The 24,131-nt window shown below is 41.3% G+C and carries 25 protein-coding genes and 1 other RNA gene; 15 read left to right on the plus strand and 11 right to left on the minus strand.

The window, feature by feature from the left end:
• Positions 1–2: 2 nt before the first annotated feature.
• The 4 genes from ffs to queF all read left to right on the plus strand — a co-directional run bounded on the left by ffs (position 3) and on the right by queF (position 1,559).
• Positions 3–99, plus strand: an RNA gene (gene ffs, locus HG267_RS08465) — signal recognition particle sRNA small type.
• 25 nt (positions 100–124) lie between these two features.
• Complete coding sequence (locus HG267_RS08470; protein ID WP_045872908.1) at positions 125–517, plus strand: phasin family protein; 393 nt, start codon at positions 125–127, stop codon at positions 515–517.
• A gap of 134 nt (positions 518–651) precedes the next feature.
• Positions 652–1,044, plus strand: a complete 393-nt coding sequence (locus tag HG267_RS08475; protein WP_045872909.1) for a hypothetical protein — start codon at positions 652–654, stop codon at positions 1,042–1,044.
• 110 nt (positions 1,045–1,154) lie between these two features.
• Positions 1,155–1,559 (plus strand): preQ(1) synthase, encoded by a 405-nt coding sequence (gene queF / locus HG267_RS08480; RefSeq protein WP_045872910.1) that lies wholly within the window; start codon positions 1,155–1,157, stop codon positions 1,557–1,559.
• Here the strand turns inward: queF and pstS are convergent.
• Together pstS and HG267_RS08490 are read right to left on the minus strand one after the other, a co-directional pair.
• Complete coding sequence (gene pstS / locus HG267_RS08485; protein WP_045872911.1) at positions 1,556–2,608, minus strand: phosphate ABC transporter substrate-binding protein PstS; 1,053 nt, start codon at positions 2,606–2,608, stop codon at positions 1,556–1,558. The genes queF and pstS overlap by 4 nt on opposite strands.
• A 359-nt stretch (positions 2,609–2,967) precedes the next feature.
• Positions 2,968–3,516: a hypothetical protein gene (locus tag HG267_RS08490; RefSeq protein ID WP_045872912.1), complete on the minus strand. Its 549-nt coding sequence runs from the start codon at positions 3,514–3,516 to the stop codon at positions 2,968–2,970.
• Between the two features lie 438 nt (positions 3,517–3,954).
• Here HG267_RS08490 and HG267_RS08495 point away from each other — a divergent pair, with 438 nt between their 5' ends.
• The 3 genes from HG267_RS08495 to HG267_RS08505 all read left to right on the plus strand — a co-directional run bounded on the left by HG267_RS08495 (position 3,955) and on the right by HG267_RS08505 (position 8,159).
• On the plus strand, positions 3,955–5,268 hold the full coding sequence (locus tag HG267_RS08495; RefSeq protein WP_045872913.1) for a dihydrolipoamide acetyltransferase family protein: 1,314 nt from the start codon (positions 3,955–3,957) through the stop codon (positions 5,266–5,268).
• Positions 5,269–6,065: 797 nt separating this feature from the next.
• Positions 6,066–7,562 (plus strand): RtcB family protein, encoded by a 1,497-nt coding sequence (locus HG267_RS08500; RefSeq protein WP_045872914.1) that lies wholly within the window; start codon positions 6,066–6,068, stop codon positions 7,560–7,562.
• Positions 7,563–7,865: 303 nt separating this feature from the next.
• Complete coding sequence (locus HG267_RS08505) at positions 7,866–8,159, plus strand: hypothetical protein (RefSeq protein ID WP_045872915.1); 294 nt, start codon at positions 7,866–7,868, stop codon at positions 8,157–8,159.
• A gap of 112 nt (positions 8,160–8,271) precedes the next feature.
• Here HG267_RS08505 and HG267_RS08510 read toward each other — a convergent pair whose 3' ends face one another.
• Together HG267_RS08510 and HG267_RS08515 are read right to left on the minus strand one after the other, a co-directional pair.
• The gene (locus HG267_RS08510; protein ID WP_263420038.1) at positions 8,272–8,403 is read right to left on the minus strand and encodes a hypothetical protein; all 132 of its coding nucleotides are present in this window, start codon (positions 8,401–8,403) and stop codon (positions 8,272–8,274) included.
• Between the two features lie 151 nt (positions 8,404–8,554).
• On the minus strand, positions 8,555–9,142 hold the full coding sequence (locus HG267_RS08515; protein WP_045872917.1) for a hypothetical protein: 588 nt from the start codon (positions 9,140–9,142) through the stop codon (positions 8,555–8,557).
• A 357-nt stretch (positions 9,143–9,499) separates the two neighbouring features.
• Between HG267_RS08515 and rppA the strand changes: the two genes are divergently transcribed.
• A complete protein-coding gene (gene rppA / locus HG267_RS08520; RefSeq protein ID WP_045872918.1) occupies positions 9,500–10,186 on the plus strand; it encodes a two-component system response regulator RppA in 687 nt (228 codons plus the stop codon).
• Positions 10,187–10,230: 44 nt separating this feature from the next.
• Positions 10,231–11,496: a sensor histidine kinase gene (locus HG267_RS08525; protein WP_045872919.1), complete on the plus strand. Its 1,266-nt coding sequence runs from the start codon at positions 10,231–10,233 to the stop codon at positions 11,494–11,496.
• Positions 11,497–11,767: 271 nt separating this feature from the next.
• Here HG267_RS08525 and gcvP read toward each other — a convergent pair whose 3' ends face one another.
• From gcvP to gcvH, 3 genes are read right to left on the minus strand one after another with little or no spacing between them, the layout of a single operon-like run.
• Entirely contained in the window at positions 11,768–14,686 is a 2,919-nt protein-coding gene (gcvP, locus tag HG267_RS08530; RefSeq protein WP_045872920.1) for an aminomethyl-transferring glycine dehydrogenase, read from the minus strand.
• A 25-nt stretch (positions 14,687–14,711) separates the two neighbouring features.
• Positions 14,712–14,924, minus strand: a complete 213-nt coding sequence (locus HG267_RS08535) for a hypothetical protein (protein ID WP_045872921.1) — start codon at positions 14,922–14,924, stop codon at positions 14,712–14,714.
• A gap of 6 nt (positions 14,925–14,930) precedes the next feature.
• A complete protein-coding gene (gcvH, locus tag HG267_RS08540; RefSeq protein WP_045872922.1) occupies positions 14,931–15,320 on the minus strand; it encodes a glycine cleavage system protein GcvH in 390 nt (129 codons plus the stop codon).
• A 155-nt stretch (positions 15,321–15,475) separates the two neighbouring features.
• Between gcvH and HG267_RS08545 the strand changes: the two genes are divergently transcribed.
• The gene (locus HG267_RS08545; RefSeq protein ID WP_155539502.1) at positions 15,476–15,613 is read left to right on the plus strand and encodes a histidine kinase; all 138 of its coding nucleotides are present in this window, start codon (positions 15,476–15,478) and stop codon (positions 15,611–15,613) included.
• Here HG267_RS08545 and gcvT read toward each other — a convergent pair.
• Positions 15,596–16,729, minus strand: a complete 1,134-nt coding sequence (gene gcvT, locus HG267_RS08550) for a glycine cleavage system aminomethyltransferase GcvT (protein WP_045872923.1) — start codon at positions 16,727–16,729, stop codon at positions 15,596–15,598. The genes HG267_RS08545 and gcvT overlap by 18 nt on opposite strands.
• A gap of 204 nt (positions 16,730–16,933) precedes the next feature.
• On the opposite strand from gcvT, the gene HG267_RS08555 reads away from it, so the two are divergent.
• Positions 16,934–17,428, plus strand: a complete 495-nt coding sequence (locus HG267_RS08555; RefSeq protein ID WP_045872924.1) for a pentapeptide repeat-containing protein — start codon at positions 16,934–16,936, stop codon at positions 17,426–17,428.
• Here the strand turns inward: HG267_RS08555 and HG267_RS08560 are convergent.
• Entirely contained in the window at positions 17,414–17,662 is a 249-nt protein-coding gene (locus HG267_RS08560) for a hypothetical protein (protein WP_155539504.1), read from the minus strand. The genes HG267_RS08555 and HG267_RS08560 overlap by 15 nt on opposite strands.
• Positions 17,663–17,942: 280 nt before the next feature.
• Between HG267_RS08560 and HG267_RS08565 the strand changes: the two genes are divergently transcribed.
• The 4 genes from HG267_RS08565 (at position 17,943) to HG267_RS08580 (ending at position 21,277) form a co-directional block, all read left to right on the plus strand.
• Positions 17,943–18,227, plus strand: a complete 285-nt coding sequence (locus HG267_RS08565; RefSeq protein WP_009457351.1) for an HU family DNA-binding protein — start codon at positions 17,943–17,945, stop codon at positions 18,225–18,227.
• A 26-nt stretch (positions 18,228–18,253) separates the two neighbouring features.
• Positions 18,254–19,330, plus strand: a complete 1,077-nt coding sequence (gene cobD / locus HG267_RS08570; protein WP_045872925.1) for a threonine-phosphate decarboxylase CobD — start codon at positions 18,254–18,256, stop codon at positions 19,328–19,330.
• A gap of 212 nt (positions 19,331–19,542) precedes the next feature.
• A complete protein-coding gene (locus tag HG267_RS08575) occupies positions 19,543–21,012 on the plus strand; it encodes a dihydrolipoyl dehydrogenase family protein (protein ID WP_045872926.1) in 1,470 nt (489 codons plus the stop codon).
• A 61-nt stretch (positions 21,013–21,073) separates the two neighbouring features.
• Positions 21,074–21,277 (plus strand): hypothetical protein, encoded by a 204-nt coding sequence (locus HG267_RS08580; RefSeq protein ID WP_045872927.1) that lies wholly within the window; start codon positions 21,074–21,076, stop codon positions 21,275–21,277.
• A 2-nt stretch (positions 21,278–21,279) separates the two neighbouring features.
• Here HG267_RS08580 and HG267_RS08585 read toward each other — a convergent pair whose 3' ends face one another.
• On the minus strand, positions 21,280–21,993 hold the full coding sequence (locus HG267_RS08585; RefSeq protein WP_045872928.1) for a diacylglycerol/polyprenol kinase family protein: 714 nt from the start codon (positions 21,991–21,993) through the stop codon (positions 21,280–21,282).
• Between the two features lie 75 nt (positions 21,994–22,068).
• A complete protein-coding gene (locus HG267_RS08590) occupies positions 22,069–23,868 on the minus strand; it encodes a DUF3685 domain-containing protein (RefSeq protein ID WP_045872929.1) in 1,800 nt (599 codons plus the stop codon).
• Between the last annotated feature and the right edge of the window lie 263 nt (positions 23,869–24,131).

Genomic DNA, 24,131 nt, shown 5'->3' on the forward strand with positions numbered 1-24,131 from the left:
TAGACCTGGACCTATGCGACTTCAACGCCCAAATCTTGTCAGGACCGGAAGGTAGCAGCAATACGGGATGCTTGTGGTAGGCGTAGTCTCCGGGTCGCCCTATTTTTAGGAGCGTTCAGCAGCAATGCCTGGTTTTGGAGATATTGTTCAAAAAGCTTTTTACCTCGGTGTTGGGTTAGCTTCTTACGCAGGTGAGAAAGCAGGAGGAAAATTAGCCGAACTGCGATCGCAAGTCCAAAAACTGGCAGATGAAATGGTGGCAAAGGGCGAAATGACGACAGATGAAGCCCGTCGCTTTGTCGAAGATATGATGAAGCAAGCTCAACAGCCGCCAACATCTGGTACAGATGCAGAGCAAAAACCACCTGCTGAACCCCGCCGTATTGAAATTTTAGAAGACGATGAAGAGCCAACGGTGAAAAACACTGCAACCTCTGCAACTAATGATGTAGATGGATTGCGCGCTCAAGTCTTAGAATTGCAAGAAGAGTTAAAACGGCTGCAACGTGACGAGTAAAAAAACTAGCAGCAGTTTATTACTAAAGCAAAACATAGCAATTTTTTAAATATACTTGGCCTAGGGTATAGTCTCTTGCTTCCAGTAAAGACGTACTGAATGCTCTATTTATAGCCAGAAAAGACGTAAATTTTATGGACGAGTGGCAAAAAGATTTAATTGACATCATTGAAACTGTGGCTGTTGAAGTAGAGCACTTTTTCCTAGGAATGAGTGAAATGGTAGACGCTTTTCTGGAACTGACAGAAGAAATTACAGAACAAGTACAGACTACAATAGCCACTGAAGTTGACCAGTATTTACATGACTTCACTGAACCCATGATGGAAGTTTATTGGGAACTAGAAGATGTCATGGCTGATGTAGATCCCGGTTTTCCTTATCCAGTAGAACCCACACCCGAAAAAAATCCCGCCTGTATTGGTTGCACTAACTACCACGGACAAGTTTATGGTGGTAACTTATTAGTCTGTGCTATGCACCCTCACGGCTGGGATGATAATAATTGTCCAGACTGGGAACAGTAATGAGGATGAGGGGGATAAGGGAGATGAGGAAGATGAGGAAGATGAGGGAGATGGGGACAAGGAGATAAACTTTCATTACCAATTACCAATTACCCATTACCTTATAACAAATGACAAATAACACTACAGAAATTAAATACGGCGAACGCGAGATTGCGGAAGGACAGCTAATTACATTTCCGAATCCGCGTGTGGGTAGAAAATATGACATTAGTATTACATTGCCGGAATTTACCTGTAAATGTCCGTTTTCTGGTTATCCAGATTTTGCCACAATTTATATTAGCTACGTACCTGATGAGCGTGTAGTGGAATTGAAAGCACTCAAGCTTTACATTAACAGTTACCGCGATCGCTATATTTCCCATGAAGAATCTGCTAATCAAATTCTTGATGATTTTGTCGCAGCTTGTGACCCTTTAGAAGCTACAGTAAAAGCAGATTTTACTCCCCGTGGGAATGTGCATACAGTAGTGGAAGTGCGTCATCAAAAGCAGCAAAATAATATCTTTTAGTGAGATATGTTTTTCGCAGCTGACTTCACCTGAACTACAACTTTTTGAGACAGAGGAATATATCCCAGTTCTGCACTAGACTTTTGCCCTTCAGTCACAGCCCAGTCAACAAAATTTTTCAGTGCTTGGGCTTTGGCTGAGTCTTCATAATGTTTATAAGTTAACAGCCAAGTATAAGTGACAATTGGATAAGACTGAGGATTTGTGGGATCGGCGATAAAAGCAATTAATGTATCACTAGGCAATTTTACCGATTCTAAAGTTTTAGCTACTGACTCAGGTGTCGGCTGAATGTAATTACCAGATTTATTTTCTAAAGTCGCCACAGATAATTTATTTTGTATGGCATAGACATACTCGACATAACCAAAAGCTCCTGGGGTTTGTTGTATCTGAGCAGTAACGCCTTCATTACCTTTAGCTGCAATCCCTACTGCCCATTGTATAGATTTACCAGCCCCAACTTTGTTGTTCCATTCTGGGCTAATAGCGCTGAGATGTTGTGTTAAAACGCTAGTTGTACCACTACCATCGGTTCGGTGGATAACTTGAATTGGCAGATTCGGCAAATTTACCCCTGGATTAGCTATTGCTATTTTTGGATCGTTCCAATTGGTAATTTTTCCTAAAAAGATATCTGTGTAGGCTGAACGTGATAGCTTCAGCGTAGTTGGCAGATTCGGAATATTGTAAGCTAACACTATCGAACTGGCAGTCATCGGTAAAGCAACCACTTCCCTTTTGACTTGAGCGGCTTGTTCATGTGTAATTCCTACATCACTAGCAGCAAAGTCTACAGTACCTTGGATGAGTTGTTGTATTCCTACACTGCTTCCTAAAGACTGATAGTTAATTTCTACATGGGGATTTCGTTGGTGGTAATCTGCAATCCAGCGCTGATATAAAGGTGCAGGAAAACTGGCCCCAGCACCCACAACAGAAACAGCTTTGACGCTTTTAGAATCAGCCGCGCAAGAAGAAATACTCAACGAAACAGCAATTAGGGCTAACAAACCAGCCGATCGCTTAAATTGAAGTTGAGCAGACATAGAAATGTGAGTTTTGAGCTTGAATGAATAGTTTAGCCAATTCTCGTGATGTGTAGCTGACTATTCAAATAGAGATTAATACTGAACTTAATAATTTAGATGCCACAGATGCTGTAGAGTCAATCAATTTTGGATTGTAGTTCAGTAATGAATCAAGCTGCTAATTTTTTCAGGTAAACGTAGACAACAAAAAAACTATGCAAAGTTAACAAATACCTGAAAATATTATGTTATTTCATAGTTTTTTCCAAAATAAAACTATATCGCTCTAATTGCACCGATTTAGCGATTTTTGCAAAATTAGTTTTTTATTTCTCAAAATAAAGAAGCTAGGCGCAATTTTGACGACTAACTAACTACTAATTGCTGATTTCTCGATAAGATGGTTGACAATTTTGGTTGAAATTCTTTCTGGAACGATTTCCACTTAAACATTGCACTTGAGAACCAGCCCAGACAATTTGCCATACAGGAGGCGAAGTGATTAATAGCGATCGCCCGAAGGTAGTCATCTCAAATCGGTATTTAACTGCACCAACTAAATTATTACTATGGGAAATTTGCGTAATGGTGACTAAAGCCTGATTGCGCTGTGGATAAACTACCTCTACTTTACGTGTTCCGACATCTGATGCTGTGTCTTCAAATGCATTCAGAGCTAATGTAGCTGGATCGCTACCTTGAAGATTAGAGTTAATACTTTCAAGGGGTATAGTTTTATAGTGGATACGCTCTGATTCAGTTGCAATATTCTGAGATATCTGAGTTGCTGCTACCTGCTGAGTTTGACCATGAGTTATATCAATACTGGTTGCAAATGGCTGGTTTTGGGAGAGATAAACTCCAGCGCCAGCAGTGGCAAACATACTGAGTATCAAAATCAAGAACAATTTCCACTTTACTGACATAAAATTAAACAAAAATTTCAAACAGTAAATTATCAATTTTAGATTGTAAATGGAAGCCTAAATGCTGAACTTCTACCTGAAGATTGTGGACATCCTCCTTGCTCTAGTGAGCGATTCCGCAGAAAATTAAGATATATAACCAACTTAGGCGATCGCAATTGCATCATACAGGAACCCTTGAGAATTGCATTAATATGTAGACCTTCATCTTGGCTTTAAGTTCCTGGGGATGGGTAATGGGTAATTGGTAATTGGTGTTTGTTATTTCCCCAGTCCCCAGTCCCTAATCCCCATTACCCCTTATCCCCAGAGAGGGCCCCGAGTTCCCCAATCCCCAATCCCCAAAAATCCTGAACCGAAAATTCTCACACCAAGATACAATTCGATCTGGTGAAAGCTGTTAAAGTCCATAAAATTCATTGATTCTGAAACCACCCTATGAGCATTTACGAAGTATTTATGCCGGCGCTGAGTTCCACCATGACCGAAGGCAAAATTGTCTCTTGGGTGAAGTCTCCAGGCGATAAAGTGGAAAAAGGCGAAACAGTGGTGGTTGTCGAGTCAGATAAGGCAGATATGGATGTGGAATCCTTTTATGAAGGATATCTGGCTCACATTTTAGTGGAAGCTGGTGAATCTGCGGCTGTAGGAAATGCGATCGCTTTTATTGTAGAAACGGAAGCTGAAATCGAAGCTGCTAAGGCGGCTGCTAGTTCTAGTGACGCTGCTAGTCCTGCTCCTGCTGCGCCTCAACCAGTCGCCGCCGCTGCTTCTGCTGGAACACCAGCCTTAGCGTCTCAAAACGGCTCAAACCATCAAGAAGGAAGGCTCGTAGTTTCTCCACGAGCCCGTAAATTGGCAAAAGAGTTAAAAATCGATTTAAAGACGCTTCAAGGTAGTGGCCCCTACGGTCGTATTGTGGCTGAAGATGTGGAAGCTGCTGCAAATAAAGGTAAGCCAGCCGCTAGCGCACCAGTTACACCGCCACCATCTGTACCAACAACCGCCCCAGCTGCACCACCATCTAAGACAGTTGCACCTGCACCTGCACCTGTTCCCGCAGCAGCTAGCGCTGTTCCTGGTCAGGTAGTACCTCTAACTACCTTCCAAAATGCAGTGGTACGGAACATGGTAGCTACCTTATCTGTACCTGTTTTCCGTGTGGGTTATACAATTACCACCGATGCACTAGACAAGCTGTATAAGCAAGTTAAGTCAAAAGGGGTAACAATGACAGCGCTATTGGCAAAAGCCGTAGCAGTAACGTTGCAAAAACACCCACTAATCAATGCTAGCTATTCCGATCAAGGAATTGTTTATCATTCTGACATCAACATTTCCGTAGCTGTAGCAATGGATGATGGCGGATTGATTACACCTGTATTAAAGAATGCAGACTTAGTAGATCTTTATTCCCTATCCCGCAGTTGGAAATCTTTGGTAGAACGTGCTAGAGCCAAACAACTGCAACCAGACGAATACAACAGTGGTACATTTACTCTGTCTAACTTAGGGATGTTTGGCGTAGATACATTTGACGCAATTTTACCCCCTGGACAAGGTTCGATTTTAGCGATTGGCGCATCCCGCCCGCAAGTTGTAGCCACCCCTGATGGTATGTTTGGTGTACGTCAACAAATGCAGGTAAATATTACCTCAGACCATCGCATTATTTACGGTGCTCATGCTGCTGCATTCTTGCAAGATTTAGCTAAGTTAATTGAGACAAATCCACAATCTTTGACTATGTAACAAAGATTCTTTAAAAAAAGAAATTTAGGTTTAAGACTTGGAGATTATTTAACTCCAAGTCTTTTATTTTTAATGAACTGTACATGAGGATGGATGAAAATCAACAGTCTAAAATGAAGTATTTGGTTTCTATATTGGTATTTAATCTTTCTAGCAATAATCCTGGGTCTTGGCGATACAGATAAATCATTGTCGTTAACGATAGCACCAAAAACCAAATTGCAAAAATCCATCCTTCCATCCAAAGCCAATCACCAGAAATTAATATCACTAATCCTGGTACAAAGAGAATATAAAATATTGCATATATCAAAGTGATATGCCGTTAATTTGTTGGTTTCAGTTGTCATCATAAAATCCTTATTCACTTTGTGAAACCATGAAAAATCACAGGCTGATACAACACTTTTGAGGTAAGTGAGGTACATCATGAGTAATGAGTAGAAAATTTACTTATTACTCACTACTTATTACTCATTACTTTTTTCAATCAAATCTGCTGTATTTGGAATATTAGAGTGCGATCGCTAATCTTATAAGGTAGGTAAGGTAACATTTTCTGCATCCTCCCCAAGGAAGAAGCTACTCTGCTAAATGTAAATTCACAGCGATCACGAGGCGAAGTTGAACCACTATGCCCTATGCTGATTGACTCTGAATTCTCAAAAGAATTACAATATAATTTTCCCCAAAACCTGGGAAGAACCTCCTACTACACTTGAGACGCGGCTGCTGAACCCCAGTCTCTTCATCTCTTCAATCTCAAGAGTCTTTTTCAAGACTCCCGTAAATTTTTCATGCAGCCAAAAAATCTTCAACGTCTCTTGCGTGCTTTAGGACGACAAGGTTTAGATGTTACTTACAGCGATGTCTACGACGGGCTACGCCTACGCACCTATTCTGTTCGGCTTGCTAATTCTCCTGATACCCCAGCAGCAGAAGTTCTGTTACCGGAAGGCTTTCCTGTAGAAGCTAAAGCACTCAAACAATTAGCAAATCTTGCTAACATGCGCCATCCTGCGGGTGGATGTGTCTGTCGTGCTTGTGCTACCCCTGATTTTCACCCTGGTGATGCTGGGGTTGCTATTGGTTCAGTGGTGGAAACTGTCGATCAAGTTATTCCTGGTGCTGTTGGTTCTGACATTAATTGTGGGATGCGCCTCCATGTTGCGGATTTAACAATCGATGAATTCCTCAAAAAGCGCGATTTATTTGTAGAACGCATGAAAGGCGATTACTTCTTTGGTACTCGCGATGTCACTATGACTGCTCATGCAATGCGTGCATTATTTCAGCATGGCGTTCCCGGTTGGTTGGATGCGATGCTAGATAACGCTACGGGGAGTGTAGTTAAGTCTGATTTACAGCAGCTATCCCAAGAGAGCGATCGCATTTTCTTGGATGGTTCGATGAATGGTAACTGGAAACTTGCGCCAGCAGAATTGGTTCCTGATGATGGATTGGTACGTGATGGCGGACTAGCAACCATCGGTTCGGGAAATCACTTTGTCGAAGTGCAACGAGTGGACAAAGTCGAAAATCGCGCTCTTGCTCACGCTTGGGGTGTGCGTGAGGGACAATTAGCCTTTATGATTCACTCTGGTTCGCGGAATGTAGGTAAGTACATTGGCGGAATGTGGCGAGATAGAGCCAAGGCTGCTTGGCCGCAAGGTTTAAAATACCCTGAGTCTCAGATATTTCCCCTTTCTGCTCATTCTCACCCGGAACTAGTCGCCAGTTATTTAGAAGCGGAAGCAACGGCTGCTAACTATGGTTTTATTAACCGCCTGCTGTTAGCAGAACTACTACGTCTGCGTTTGCGAGAAGTATACGGTGATATAGAAGCACCCTTAGTTTACGATTTACCGCACAACATTACCTTGCCTTCAGCAGAATCGGAAGAAGAAGCCAATTCCCAATCCAAAATCGCTAGGTGGGTAACGCGCAAAGGTGCTTGTCCAGCTTATGCAGGACAACCAGTAATTATCCCTGGTTCTATGGGCGCTTATTCCTACCTGATGGTAGGTAAAGGTAATCCCGCATTTTGCCATTCTGCATCACATGGTGCAGGAAGAGTGCGATCGCGTTTTGAACTGAACCGCAAAGGCGCATCCCACACTGAAGCCGAATTGGGATTAACTGGAGTTGATTGCATTACCTTACGCGAAGAACGCCGAATTGAGGAAGCACCAGCCGCTTACAAACCTATTCAGTCTGTAATTGATGTGCAGGTAGAAGCCAATATGGTGGATGTAGTTGCAAGGTTGAGTCCTGTATTGACTTTTAAAGCTTAATAGGGTTCAGTGTAGCGCTTTTGCACAAGCAAACAAAAAGCCCCCGGTAATTACCGGGGGCGTTCATCTTTATTCCCACTCACGAGGATCGCATTTTTTAGGGTCATATTAACACCCTTATATTCAAAAAATGCATTATAAGAATGCGTTAATTTCAATAAAATTAAAAATATGTTAGAAGTGATACAAAATTTGCCATAAATCCTCATAGTTCTCGGACATAGGCTCGGTTTAAGCTCAAGATTTTTTCGGGAGGGATTGGGTAAGTGATATGATTGCCCGCAAATAACATTTGAGATCAGCATGAGCAGATCTATAACTCTTTTGGCGGTATTGATACTTTCTTTGTCAATAGCCTTTCCAGCAGCTGCGTCTGTATGCAGAAATTACAACGGACATCAAATTTGCGTTCTCAGTATTCAACGCAGCGCTAAAAATTACTGGGAATATAGAGCAGCCATTAGTGTGGATGGTGTGAAAAAGCCTATGGCAGTTTATAACTGCCGCGCTCAAGTTAAAATTTTAGAAGATGGAGAAACTGTGCCATTTGCGCCTCAAGACCCTGGTAATCTGATATGCAATTTCTTCAAGAAGTAGTTTTCATTTCTTCTGTGCGGTAAACACACCCCAGATCACAACAGCTGTCAAACCTAAGTATCCGAAGACAGTTACCCATTCTTGCCAATTACTAGATAAATTAAGTTGCAAGTCATCCAACATCAAAATATTCATCATGAGCGATCGCACTGGTTTTATTCATCATAAAACCTTGTGGAATATCTTGTGTAGAGGAAGACAGACAACTGTGCAGTTCCAATACTGCTCGGTTAAGGATTTTCAACTCGGAATTTGGTTTGGGGAAAAGGTGTACCCCTACGGGGAAGCAAGCTACGCGTAGCGTCTCCGCAGGAGAAAGGGTAAGGGTTAAAGGTTTTTTCTTGCCCCTTTTTCCCTTACACTTTTGCACTTAATTTAGCAGAAACAAGCGGTATTTATTTTTTAATTCGATAGCGAATCAATTTTTTAACTTCTGCTAAAGATAATCCTAATTCTTGAGCAATCATTGCCTCTACCTGGCCAATATCTATAGAGGTAAACTCTAAGTTAAATTTGGTAAGGATAGAATTAGTAGTACTCACTTCAATCTCAGTTAAATTGTTAGCTCGATCAATTTCAGCTTTCATAACTCGCAAAATAACTGGTAGTTCTATCAAAATTTGCTTCTTACCGTTAAACTTTTTAGCTGATGAATTAGCTAAACCCAGTTCTTGTGCAATTATGGCTTCTTCTAGCGTTAATGCTTGATGTGATAATTCAAATTCTAATTTTTTATAATTAGAGGATTCTGTTTTGACTTCAACCTGAGTAAAACTTGGCTCTTTGTCAATTTCTGTCGCAACTACTGTTAAATTTAACTTTAAATGCACTTGTGGTCTAGTATCAGCTTCTAGTTGATCTACTGTTCCGTAGCTGCGCCGCAATAATTGCTTGGTTGTTACACCACTAAACAACCAAAAAGCAATACCAATCATTACCAAAGGCAGTATAACTAGTAAATATCTAACATGAAAACTCGGCATGTTTACGTTTAAAAATTAAACTGAATTAACAACAAATCTAATTTATATCAGCTACCTTATATTGCGTATATATAACTCATATCAATACCTGTTGGTAAAGGGTAAAAGGGTAAAGGGAAAAGGGGTAATAAAAAACCGTTAACCCTTACCCTTTTACCTTTTCCCCAAATCAAATTCCAAGTTTAAAATCCTTAACAGAGCAGTAGGATACGTTAGCGACAGCGTAACGCATCAGTATTAAATATCAACATTAAGAATGAATATACTTTATCACCATCGGAAGATGTAAAAAAATTGAGGCTTTTTTATGATTTTCTGAGAAGAAATTGACATAAATAAATTTCACCCGACGGATATATGCGAATCTTACTTGTAGAAGATGACCTTGAACAGTTAGAACCATTACAAGGGATTTTAACCGAAGCTGGATATACCGTTGATGGTGTTGAAGATGGCGAAACAGCTCAGTGGTTATTGGCGAACAAAGATTATGATTTATTAATTTTAGATTGGATGTTACCAAATGTTAGCGGTTTGAGTCTTTGCCAACAGTATCGACGTGCTGGGAAAAATGCACCTGTACTCATGCTGACAGCTAAGGATACTACAATTGATAAAGTCATGGGTTTAGATGCAGGAGCCGATGATTATTTGGTTAAACCAGCAGATTTAATAGAGTTATTGGCGCGAGTACGTGCATTAGGAAGAAGAATTCCTTCTTGGCAAGGAGATTCGCTATCTGTGTCAGATTTACAATTACATTTAAATAGTTTAATTCTGGAGCGCGGTTCTAAGACAGTGGAATTATCTTACCGCGAAGCCCAATTACTAGAATATTTAATGCGACATCCCAATCAAATTTTAACCCGTGACCAACTTGAACAAGCATTATGGGAATGGGGTGCAGAACCAGAAAGTAATGCTTTAACTGTGCTAGTACGTAAATTGCGGCATAGGTTACAAATCATTGGTGCAGGAGATTGGATTAAAACTGTTTACGGTATGGGATACAGTTTAAAATCGCCTGAAACAATAACAGGTTGAAAAAATATTATTATCTGCCTTTTCGCCAATGCCCAATTTCAATTATGTTTAATCGTAGCCGTCGCAATATTGCAACTTGGTTTACCCTGGCAATGGGGAGTATTTTAATAGCATTTGCGGCGATAGTTTATTCCATGGAGGTTAAAGATGAACTGGAGGAACTTGATAGATTAATTTATAAAAAAACCACAGTAATGGCAGCTAATGTTAAATATAAATTTAACAATGCTCAACAGAAAGTAGATTTAGAAAATGTACCCTTATTAGGAAGTCGGGCACAACTACCACCAGATAGCCAATTTGTTTATGTGCGTTGGTATGATGAGCAAAAGCAATTAGTCCAATTTTTTGGAGATCTGCCAAAACAACAAATACCGATTGCGAATGGTTTCCATACATTAGAAACTGAAAATGCTCACATTTGGCTGCGTCAAGTCACTTTACCTGTTTACCAAAATGGATTGTTAATTGGTTATTTACAAGCAGGAATACCAATGACAGCAATGGAAGAGAATCTGGCTCAGTTACGGTTAGTTTTATCTATTGCAGTACCAACAACTTTAGGAGTTATTGCACTAACAGGTTGGTGGTTGGGAGGATTAGCCATGCAACCAATTCTCCACAGTTACTCGCAACTGATGCGATTTACTGCAGATGCTTCCCATGAACTGCGTTCTCCTTTAGCGGCAGTAATTAGTAATGCTCAGTATGGTTCATTGTCTAATACTCATAATTTAGCAGCACAACGGCAACGCTTTCAAAAAATAGTTGATATTGCCAAGTCAATGAGTAATTTGGTAGATAATTTACTATTTTTAGCCCGTCATGAAGGTAGATTATCTGAAGAGAATTTACAAAAATTTGATTTAAAAAATTTAGTACAGCAATTAATTGATGATTATGTAAAACATGAGATTGCACAGCATTTAAATTTTAAAATCGAACTCACTAGAGAGCGTGTAAATATTTATGGAAATGCTGAGTTACTGCGTCAAGCAGTAACTAATTTAGTCAATAATGCTTGTAAGTATACTCCTGCTGGTGGTGAAGTCAAATTACAGTTATTTACCCAACATCATCTAGCTGTGATTGCAATTGCAGATAATGGTATTGGTATTTCACAAAGTGATTTAGCCCATATCTTTGAGCGATTTTACCGCGTGAATAAGGAGCGTTCCCGTAAAACTGGTGGGTTTGGATTAGGACTAGCGATCGCTCAACAAATAGTAGTAGCTCATGGTGGACAAATTAACGTTTCTAGTGTAGTCGGACAGGGGTCAAATTTTCAAATTTTTCTACCTTTGGTGTGAAATTATAACATGATTATTAATACTGCAAAGGATAGTTTTTTAAAAATTGAAAATGTAATATTAATTCAAATAATGTTTGCGACAGATAAATTCTCTATAAGGGCACGGCATCCGCAATCTTTTGGCATATAAAATATCTTACTGGTGCCGTGCCCCTACTCATTTGTCGCATTCTTTCTTCAAATTGGTATTCATTCAAAAATAAAAACTCACGCAAAGACTTTATGCCTTTGCGTGAGTTTTAATGATTAATTTTTAACAGCAGCTATTGCTAGGAATAAGCATCCATTGGCAAACAAGAACAAACAAAATTCCGGTCGCCAAAAGCAGCGTCAATACGCCCAACAGCAGGCCAGAATTTATGTTCTTTTGTCCAAGGTGCTGGGTAGGCGGCTTGTTCGCGAGAATAAGAATGATGCCATTCTCCAGTAATTAAGCTTTCTACCGTATGGGGTGCATTTTTCAAGAGGTTATCTTGAGCATCCATCTTGCCATTTTCAATTTCGGCAATTTCTTGGCGAATAGAAATCAAAGCCTCACAGAAACGATCCAATTCTGCTTTCGATTCGCTTTCTGTGGGTTCCACCATGATTGTACCTGCCACAGGCCAGGAAACAGTCGGCGCGTGGAAGCCATAGTCCATTAGCCGTTTGGCAACATCATCAATTTCGATACCCGCAGATTTTTTGAGCGATCGCAAATCTAAAATGCATTCATGGGCAACTAGGCCATTTTTGCCTTTGTACAAAACGGGATAATAGTCCTCAAGTCTCTTAGCTATATAGTTGGCGTTGAGAATTGCTACTTTGGTGGCTTCTGTCAATCCATCTGCACCCATCATCGCAATGTACATCCAAGAAATCACCAAAATACTGGCACTTCCCCAAGGTGCAGCAGCTATAGCGCCAGTCGATTTTAGATTTCGGATTTTGGATTTTGGATTGTTGTTTTGGATAGAAACATGTCCAGGGAGGAAGGGGATGAGATGGGAAGCCACCCCGATGGGCCCCATACCTGGGCCGCCGCCACCGTGAGGAATACAGAAGGTTTTGTGTAAGTTTAGGTGACAGACATCAGCGCCAATATCACCCGGACGGCAAATTCCGACTTGGGCGTTCATATTCGCGCCATCCATGTAAACTTGTCCGCCATGACTATGGACAATCTCACAGATTTCTTGAATTCCTTCCTCGAAAACGCCATGAGTTGAAGGATATGTCACCATCAAGGCTGCTAGTTCATGACTATGCTTTTCTGCTTTCGCCTTGAGGTCAGCAATATCAATATTACCGTCAGCGTCGCAAGCAACAGCGACAACTTTCATGCCACACATCACCGCACTAGCGGGGTTTGTTCCATGTGCGGAGGTAGGAATTAAGCAGACGTTGCGGTGTCCTTCGTTGCGGCTGGCGTGATAGTGACGAATCACTAAAAGTCCGGCGTATTCGCCTTGGGAACCAGCATTTGGTTGCAGCGAAATTCCCGCAAAGCCAGTAATTTCTGCTAACCAAGCCTCAAGTTGCTGGAAGAGGATTTGATAACCCCGTGTTTGAGATGGCGGTGCAAAAGGATGAATCTTGCCAAATTCTGCCCAGGTGACTGGTATCATCTCAGATGTGGCATTTAACTTCATCGTGCATGACCCCAAGGGAATCATCGATGTGGTTAAAGACAAATCCTTACTTTCTAGCTTGTGTAGATAACGCAATAACTCAGTTTCCGAGTGATAGCGGTTAAATACAGGATGGGTGAGGTAACTGCTACTGCGGGATAGAGGAAGGGGTGCAGCAGTTAGTTCGGCGATGGAGAAAGATAAATCTTTACCCAAGGCAAAGATTTCTAACAAATCTTGAACGTCATCTACTGTAGTTGTCTCATCTAAGGAGATACCCACAGCAGTCTCATCAAAAATCCGCAGGTTAATATGACGTTCTTGGCAACCTTCCAAGATTTTTTCTAGGTTGTTTGTCCCTAACTCCACTCGTAGAGTATCAAAGACAGATTCGGAACTAATTTTGTAACCCAGACGTTTTAACCCATCTGCCAAAATTCCCGTGAGGTTGTGGATATTTTCTGCGATCGCCTTCAGTCCATCTGGCCCGTGATAGACTGCGTACATACTCGCCATCACAGCCAACAAGACTTGGGCAGTACAAATATTACTCGTAGCTTTTTCCCGACGAATGTGTTGTTCGCGGGTTTGTAAAGCCAGGCGTAATGCAGGCTTTCCTTGGGCATCTTTTGATACACCAACTATTCGCCCTGGCACTTGCCGCTTATACTCTTCTTTCGTTGCCATATAAGCCGCATGAGGCCCGCCAAATCCCAAAGGAATACCGAAACGCTGAGTGCTACCAATAGCAATATCAGCACCAAATTCACCTGGAGGTGTCAGCAAAGTTAAGCTGAGAGGATCAGCTGCTACCGTCACCAATGCACCTTTAGCATGGGCTTTTTCAATAAAAGCGCGGTAGTCGTAGATTGTGCCATCGCTAGCAGGGTATTGGAGAATTGCCCCAAAAATTGGTTGCTCAAAATCAAAGGTTTGATGATCACCAATAATAATATTTATCCCCAAAGGTTCAGCCCTTGTTTGCAGCACATCGATAGTTTGAGGATGACAATCACGGGAGACAAAATAGGTATTTGCCTTATTTTTACAAACACCGTAGCTCAAACTCATAGCTTCTGCTGCAGCTGTAGCTTCATCGAGTAATGAAGCATTGGCAATTTCCAAACCCGTTAAATCAATAATCATCGTTTGGAAATTCAACAGCGCTTCCAAGCGTCCTTGGGCAATTTCTGGCTGATAGGGAGTATAGGCAGTATACCAACCAGGATTTTCCAGAATATTACGGGCAATCACCGCAGGCGTGATGCAATCGTAATATCCCATCCCAATAAATGAGCGAAAAACCTGATTTTTATCAGCAATTTGTTTTAATTTTGCCAGGGCTGCGTACTCAGTCTGTGCCTCTGGTAAATTTAATGCCCCTTGCAAACGAATAGCTTGGGGCACAGTTTTGTTTATCAGCACATCTAGACTGGGAAGGCCTAAGACACCAAGCATTTGCTCGATATCATCAGAGTTAGGCCCAATATGCCTTCTTCTAAAATTATTTAAATCTTGTTTCCCTTCAGTCGCGATTTGGCGATCGCTAGACTTAGGAACAGGGGCGTAGCTTACCACTAAATTGCTCTCCCGATATTACTATTTAATATTTTGCAATAACTAATGTAAATAAGTTGGGGGAATGGGGAATTGGGCATGGGGAATTGGGCATGGGGCATGGGGCATGGGGCATGGGGCATTGGGCATTGGGCATTGGTAATGGGTAATCGGTAATTGGTAATTGGTAATCGGTAATTTCCTCCTCATCTCCCTCATCTCCCTCACCCCCCTCATCTCCCTTATCCCCAGTCCCCAATCCCCATTACTCCCCTTCTACTTGGGCGCGATATTCATCTGCACTTAAGGCATCATGAACCTCATCAGGATCGTTGACCCGAACTTTAACAAACCAAGCCTCGCCGTAGGGGTCTTCAGCTACTTGTTCTGGAGAATCAATCAAATCATCATTGCGTTCTATAACTGTGCCGGTAACTGGTGCATTCAGTTCTTCTACAGCTTTGACTGATTCAATCGAGCCAAAGGTATCACCTTTGGTAATAGCATCACCAACTTCTGGCAATTCCAAGAATACGACATCACCTAATTGATCGACAGCAAACTCAGTAATACCAATGGTAGCAATTTCGCCCTCTAAGCGTACGTATTCATGAGTATCCAGGTACCTTAAATCCTGAGGATATTCAAAAGACATATTTACTGACCCCTCCACATCAAAAACATTATGGCTAATACATGATTCCAAGGCATATCTGGTAATTAACCATACTGTAGATTTACAAATTCACAACAGATTATTTTTGAAAAAGGGACTGGGGAACTCGGGGCCCCCTCTGGGGATAAGGGGCAATGGGGATTGGGGATGAGGTAGATGAGGAGGATGAGGGAGAAAATTCTGATTACCCATTACCTATTACCTATTACCAATGCCCCATGCCCAATGCCCAATGCCCCATACCCAATACCCTTTCAAGCCCGATTTTTTGAGCGATAAAAAGGACGTTTAACTACATCTGCTGGATAAGCTTTACCGCGAATTTCTACTTCCAGTTGCTGACCAATAGTTGCAACCTGGGAAGGTACGTAAGCTAAGGCAATAGGATAACCGAGAGTAGGCGACAGCGTCCCACTGGTAACTTCCCCTACTACTTTACCTGAAGATAATACTTGGTAACCATGACGGGCAATATTCCTGCCTTGCATCTGTAAACCTACCAAACGGCGCTTTAATTTATTGGCTTTCTGTTCTTCTAAAACAGTACGACCAATAAAATCACCTTTGGTATCTAAGTGAACTAACCAACCCAAACCCGCTTCTAGGGGGGTGGTGGTGTCGTCGATATCTTGCCCGTAAAGTGCCATTGCTGCTTCTAGTCGCAGAGTATCTCTCGCACCCAACCCACAAGGAATTACCCCAGCATCAGCAAGACTTTGCCACAATTCTATACCCACCTCTGGATCGACCATGACCTCAAATCCATCTTCTCCTGTGTAACCTGTGCGGGCGAGGAAGGCAGTTTTTCCTAGTACAGGTGCTTGGAGGTGACCAAAGGCTTTAATTGGATTTAAATCCGCTTCTACAAAAGATTGAAGATATTGAACCGCTTTTGGCCCTTGTACAGCGATTAAAGCTTTGTCTTGTGACAAATCTTGGAATTCCACAGCATTCAAATCTAGGTGTTGTAATAACCAGGCTTTATCTTTATCTGTAGTTCCAGCGTTAACAATAATCGCTACTTGCTGTTTACCAGTACTGTCTTCTCCTTGGTAATAAATAATGATGTCATCAATAATTCCACCCTGGGGATTTAATAATACAGTGTATTGTGCTTGACCCGGCTTTAAGCGGTTTAATTCTGATGGAACTAGCTTCTGTAGCTGCTCAATAGGATTTTTACCTTGAAGAGTAAATTTACCCATGTGGGAAATATCGAACATTCCTGCTTCATTTCTTACAGCTTCATGTTCGCGAGTAATGCCAGAATACTGCACTGGCATTTCCCAACCACTAAAGTTAGTAAAGCGGGCTTTGAGTTTCAACCCCAACTGGTATAAAGGGGTTCGCAGCAAAGATGGAACAATTTCTATTTTTTGATTAGCCACAGGTACTTTTGCTTTTGCGATCGCACTTTCACATTGTATATATCCTACGAGAAAGGCTGAAGGATGACGGCTGAAGGCTAAAAGCTAAAGGATTTGACTCTGGGAATTCTCTTAGGGTGGGCTGAAAATTTCACACTTCATCCTTCATTCCAGTGCTGTTTAATATTTAAAGGTGTAAATGTTGAGATTTATTAAGCAGAAATTATGAAATATTGGCAACTAGTAGCTAGCTTTGTCTTAGCTTTGGTTCTTTTTTTGTTTCCCCTATCAGCCGAAGCTGCAAGTTCTTCCAGTATTACCCGTTCTGCTGGCGATGAACTCAAAGGCAAGGATTACTCAGGGCAAAGCTTGATTGGCAGCGAATTTACCAACGTTGACTTAGAAAACGCTAATTTCAGCAATGCTGACCTCCGAGGCGGCGTGTTTAACGGTACCGTCTTACAGGGAGTCAATTTTCATGGTGTTGATTTTAGTAACGGCATTGCCTACTTAGCAAAATTCAGAAGCGCTAATTTAAGCGATGCCGTGTTAACAGATGCCATGATGTTACGTTCCACCTTCGATGATGTAGACATCACAGGCGCAGATTTTACCAACGCCGTCTTAGATGGCATCCAGGTTAAAAAACTTTGCACTAAAGCTAGCGGCGTAAATCCCAAAACTGGCGTAGATACCCGCGAGTCTTTAGGGTGTAAGTAGGAAATGGGCATGGGGCATGGGGCATGGGGCATTGGGCATTGGGCATGGGTAATTGGTAATTGGTAATTGGTAATTGGTAATTGGTAATTGGGTGTTTGGGTGTTTGGGTGTTTGGTGTTTGGGGTTTAATTTGTCCCCTTGTCCCCTTGTCCCCAGTCCCCAATCCCCAATCCCCAATCCCCAGTCCCCAATCCCCAGTCCCCAGTCCCCAACCCCCGACACCAGAGTTTTCACTAAGTATTTTTTCCTACAAAATGGGTGGTTTCGAGGGCAACATTGACCCTAAAATCACAAAAAATCCTGAAATCTATATAAATTAATGGTTTCATATATCCACATCTGGCTAGTTCACCTTAGAATGATTCATTGAAAAGTCGAGCCAATGGGATTTGCAGGCATTTTGAGTAAAAATGCTCCCAAAGGTAGGCTTTTGTATCCCCCAAAACAGAGATTTTGGTAAAGATGCATCAGGGTGCATCTGTAGAGAATCTCAAGTAAACCTCAAGGAGTTTATATGAACAAAGGTGAATTAGTTGATGCAGTAGCTGAAAAGGCTAGCGTTACCAAGAAGCAAGCAGACGCAGTTTTAACTGCTGCTTTGGAAACAATTATCGAAGCTGTTTCCTCTGGCGATAAGGTAACCCTAGTTGGTTTTGGTTCCTTTGAATCACGGGAACGTAAAGCCCGTGAAGGTCGTAACCCCAAAACTAATGAAAAGATGGAAATTCCCGCTACTAAAGTTCCAGCTTTCTCTGCTGGGAAGTTGTTTAGGGAAAAGGTTGCACCCCCAAAATCATAGGTTTTCTGCTTAGGAACCTAGATTTGATGCGGCAACCTGCACATGGGGGGAATTTAGCTTGGGCAGCAGCGCTGGCTGGCTGTCCCCCTGATGCCATTCTGGATTTTTCTGCCAGTATTAGCCCTTTGGGGCCACCTGATAGCGCGATCGCGGCTATTCAGTCCCATATTGGTAATCTTAGGCACTATCCAGACCCTAGTTACAGTGAACTGAGATTAGCTCTCAGTCACTTTCATGAACTGCCTTCTGAGTTTATTCTGCCAGGTAACGGCTCGGCAGAATTACTGACTTTAGTAGGTCGGGAATTGGCAGAATTAGCCGCAACAGTTGTTATGACTCCAGCTTTTGGCGACTACTACCGAACTCTATCGGCATATAACGCTCAATTACTGGAGTTCCCTGTTAATTGGGAATCTGAGGAGTATTTGTCATTGTTTCTTGACAAAGCACAAAACTTAAAAGAAGTAGGGCTACTCCTTAATAATCCCCATAACCCAACAGGAAAACTTTTTTTGCGGCAATCAATTCTTCCCTATCTGGATCAGTTTGGTTTGGTAGTGGTAGATGAAGCGTTTATGGACTTTTTACCTCCCGAAGAGGAACAAAGTCTGATTTCGCTGATACAGGAATACGAGAATTTAGTAGTATTGCGATCGCTCACAAAATTTTACAGTCTCCCGGGGCTGAGACTGGGATATGCGATCGCTCATCCTGACCGCCTATCAAGATGGCAATTGTGGCGTGACCCCTGGCCAGTAAACACGTTAGCGGCTGCGGCGGCAATTGCGGCACTTCAAGATAGGGAATTTCAACAGCAAACTTGGTTATGGTTACCCCCTGCAAGAAATCAACTCTTGGGGGGTTTAGAAGCCATCCCAGGATTAACACCAGGAAAAGGTGCTGCTAACTTTTTACTGGTAGAGTCAAAAAAGTCTGTTTCTGATTTACAGCAGCAATTACTCAAGCATCATCAGGTTTTAATTCGTGATTGCCTGAGTTTTAAAGAACTAGGCGATCGCTTTTTTAGAGTTGCTGTACGTACTCAAGTCGATAATCAACGCTTACTCACAGCGTTAAACTCAGTTATGAGTAGTGAGTGCTGAGTTCTGTTGTCAGTTTTTAGTGGCCAGTGATTTTTAATTTTCCACTGGCCACTCACTAAATAATTTATGAATAATTACTATTAACTAAGTTTTCCTTATCTAACACCACATATTTTTTCTTGCTAATTGCTGACAGTTATCAGTCAACAGTCAGCAGTCAACAAACCTCACGAGTGATTGTGTAATTTAAAAGCGTAATAGCTGATTAACTAATGACTATTGACTACGATGTTGTAATTATTGGTGGGAGTCTGGCTGGACGCTACGCTGCCCTAGTTGCTACCCAACTACGTGCTAAAGTCGCTTTGGTAGAACCCAAAGTTAACTATGGGTTTGTGTATCACCAAACGATTAGCGAAATCGGCAACTTAGCACAGCATCTCAATAATCAAGTTGGGCTGAATATTCATTCCTCTAAAGTTGAAACTCCAGAACAAACACCAATATCTGTGGTGTTGTCAGAGGCGATACTATATGCCAAAAGTGCGATCGCTAATTTAGAAGCACAACATTCTCTTCCTCAACTGGCGGCTATGGGAGTGGATGTTATTTGTGAGAGTGGTCAATTTCAATCTTCCCCTCATCTCGTATTTGCCGTTAGTCAACGTCTACTACGCGCACGCACTTATTTGCTAGCTAGTGGTTCTCGTCCAGCCATACCCGAAATTGAAGGATTATCAACTACCGATTACCTGACTTTAGGGAATATTTGGCAATTCCTTGATGAACGCTGCAAAGCCATGAAATCATTGCCTAAAGAGTGGATTATTCTTGGCGGTGTTCCCCAAAGTATAGAAGTAGCGCAAACCTTAGCGCGCTTGGGTTGTCATGTGACACTCGTTGTCAAACGTCCGCAAATTCTACCGGATATCGATCCAGAAATTGCCCAGCTATTGCAAGCACAGTTAGAAATTGATGGTGTGCGTGTCCTGACAGACACACCCGTCACTCAAGTCATGCGAATTGATGATAAAAAGTGGATTCAAGCTGGAGATAAAGCAATAGAAACTGATGAAATTATAGTGGCAACTGGACAGCAACCAAATGTTGAATCCCTCAATTTAGCAGCAGTAGATGTGAAATGGTATAAACGGCATTTAGTGGTAAATGATAAACTGCAAACTACCAACCCCCGCATTTATGCTTGTGGTGATGTGATTGGTGGTTATGACTTTGCTAATGTCGCTAATTATGAAGCGAGAATCGCCATCAAAAATGCCCTCTTTTTCTCAAGATTACAAGTTAATTATCGGTGCATTCCTTTAGGAATATTTTTGCAACCGATGTTAGCGAAAATAGGTTTAACAGAAACACAAGCAAGACAGCAATATAATTCCAATGAGATTTTAGTTTTACGACAATATTTTAAATCATTAGCATCAGCCCAAATTCGGGGCGAAACTACAGGTCTTTGTAAATTAATTGTTTTACGCAACGGAGAAATTTTAGGAGCAGAAATATTTGGCTCAAAAGCAGGAGAATTAATTAATTTCATTGCTTTAGCAATGTCTCAAAATACTAAAATTCAGCATTTAGAAAATTTGTCTCCCTTATATCCTAGTTTTACAGAAATTATTGAGCAATGCGCCAGAGATTGGCATCAACAAAAGTCAAATAGTAACATTGCTTGGCAAGAATTTATCGAAAGTTTCTTGGCTGTGCGTCGCGATTGGAATTTATAAAATATTTTTTAGTATTATTTGCTGTTTTGGAGTAATTTTTATCTTCAAATACTTGACCAATATGAATGAGGAATCTCCGCCAACACCACCATCTCAAAGTATCTGTCATGACTGCGCTTTTCATATCAAAGTAGAAGACGCTATCGAATGTATTCATCCCGAAGAAGCAGGTATTAATTGCACTAGAGTAATGTTTTGTAGTTCATTTAGTCCAGCACAAGAAATTGACAGTCCTTGTGTCACTTTTGGCAATGATGAAGCTTAAAGTTAGACATAAAAATAGTTAAATAACCAAATAACACTTGCGGTTACTAAGGGAACGCTGAGGTTATCTGTACCGTGAGGTGAAACACCTTCAGCTAAGGTTGCAAAAGCACCACTAACAACAGCCGCTAAAACAGCTTTTTCAAAACTATAAGTTACTGCTAAAGGACTCAGTGATGAACTTGGTAATAACAGCAATACTAAAAAAATTACTGTCGTACTCACAAGCAACATCGTTACTGAACCCTCCCAAGAACGGACAGAACTTCCCACCTGATATTTATGCTGTCCGAAACGCCTACCAATTAATGCTGCTAGTGCATCTCCCCAAGTCATCGCCATGACTCCAGCCACCGCGATCGCAACATTATCTACTGGCCCAGATGGTCGCCACAGCAATCCAAACAGCAGCGTTACGGAAATGGCAAAATAAACTGTACCTGGTGAACTGTCATCAGTATCCATTGCTTTCACAATTCGGTAACGGTAAAGCAAGTAGTTGACGAGAATAAAGCTAGCAAACGGTACAATGCCTATTTCCCAACTGTGAAACAGCAGCAGGATACCAAATACCCACATTCCTGCACCCACATGGATAATTTTACGAGTCAAATTTGGTGGGACATGAAATAGCCTCCCTAATCCCTCACCAAAGAGAAGCAGTGCGATCGCATAAGTATAAGAGGCTGCTAAACCTATAAAATCATTGTTGGTCATTTGTCAGTGGTCATTTGGCGTTTGCTGTTTGTAATAGCTAACAGAGAACAAACATAATTTTGAATTTTGAATTATTTATCCTCTCTGCCCCTTATCGCTATTACGCCTCAGATTTTTTTCTGTTAACGAAACCGTGCCAATTCCTTGAAGAATTCCGCGACCAATTAAACCCAAACCTCGACCAATAACTTGGGTGAGAATGAAGACAATACCACTACCAAAAATCGCTAATAGTGATTTTAGCCGAGGCGCGATCGCATCCCGAAATTCTAAAAGTAATGTTACCACTAGTGGCATCCCAGATAGTTGGGTTAATTCCTGATTACGAGGCGCATAAATTGAGGTTTTCGCAATCCCACGCGGTGCAAATACAAATAGCTCATAGCGGCTTTCAAAAATTGCCGTCGGCTCATTAATATAATTATTTAAACGATATTTCCAAGACAAATCATTTCTAAACCGTTCAATTTCTCTGGTAGAAATTAATCTGCGGTCATAAAAATCTTGTTTAATCACTTCTACATCAGCAAAATAATTAAGTAGCGGTTGTATTACCCCATTAGCTACTTGAATTAAGAAGTTCTCTAAAATTATTAATGCCTGTGACTCTGCTTCTGGGCTATCTGCTGGGTAAGAAGTATTATCTATTTGCAAATCTCTCTGAAATAGCAAATATGTAAATAAATCCATTACTAAAGGGATTTTTTGCAGAATTACTGTTTGGATTGGTTGCGGATTTTGTAGCAATATATTAACTATTTCTAAGTTGCGATCGCCTACTTGCAAACGAGAAAATCTCCCAAAAAAATCTGCGACTGTGGATTGCCATAAATCATATATCAGAGATTTTTTTAAATCATATAATTGATTGATTGATATCTCAGCAACGCGTAATTCATCCAACTGTTTAGCAAGTTTCTGCAGAATTAAATAAAGCAATTCTCGCTTTTTACTAGCACGCAGAATATCAATCTCTAAAGGTATATCTGTAACATTTTCTAAAGGTAACTGTAATTTGGTGATACAAGCTGCAAATAAATTAGATTGCAGTGTTCTAGGGCTAAATGAAGGTAAAGAATCTTGTAGTTGTATTAAATTTGATGTATTTGATGGAGCGATCGCATTACTCGGCGAAGTCATAGGAGGCGGTAATTGCATAGAATCAGGTATGACTTGCGGTTCTGGTTGTCTTTCTTGTGGTGCAGCTAGCAACCGATTCAGCAACCAACGCGCTGCTAATAATTCTCGTCGCCGTCCTGCTAGAATCGCCTGATCCATCACTGGTAATCCTGGCACTTGCAATTGTGCTGTCACTGACTTCAGGCTAGCTTCAATGTAAGCAATCCCAGACAAACGCCAATTATTTCGCAACCTCGCAAAAGGAAGTGGGGAATTTTGAGTAAGTACTGAGTTCTGAGTTGGGAGTACTGAGTTTTGAACTAGTCCAACCGTAAACCAAAAAGAACCACCTTGCGCTAGTGCTTGCATAGCTGTAAGCAACTCAGAAACAGCAATTCCTTTAGGACAATATCCATTTACGCCAGCAGCTTTGGCTGCTAAAAGTAGTTCCGGTTCTGTAACCGAACTGAGGAGTAGTAGAGGTAAATTTGGGTATAAAGCTTTTATTTGTCTACAAAATTGTAATCCCTGCTGCTGAAGCTGAGGAAAGCGAGGATTACCTAATTCTAAAACCACTAAATTGACATAATTCGGTTCTTGCTGGGCGATTTCTGCTAAAACTTGCAAAGCAGCCGTATCTGTTTCAACTTCCGATACTATTTGCAAATTCGGAATTTCTGCCAATGCTACCCGCAGTCCCAACCGGAAAATAGGGTCTTGGTCAATTAACAATAATTTTAAAGGGCGATCGCTCATAGTCTGTTCAACAACAGATAGGCTGTTTTACCTGAGTGAGAAAACAGCATTGGTATTTTGGTTAGTCCTACCCATTGTGACTTGTTTTCGTACCCAGCATCATAGTTATTACAAGCAACCTCTGCAGCTTTGATTCAATAACTAAAATGCTAACTACGTAGCTGTCAAAGTTATCTAGACTACTGAGCTAATACTTCATTTCGTCAATTACAGTCAACTTTCGTCTCTATTCCCTGTTCCCCCGTCCAATTGACTATATCCAA

It is taken from the genome of Tolypothrix sp. PCC 7601, from assembly GCF_025677855.1.
In the GTDB taxonomy this organism is placed as follows: domain Bacteria; phylum Cyanobacteriota; class Cyanobacteriia; order Cyanobacteriales; family Nostocaceae; genus Aulosira; species Aulosira diplosiphon.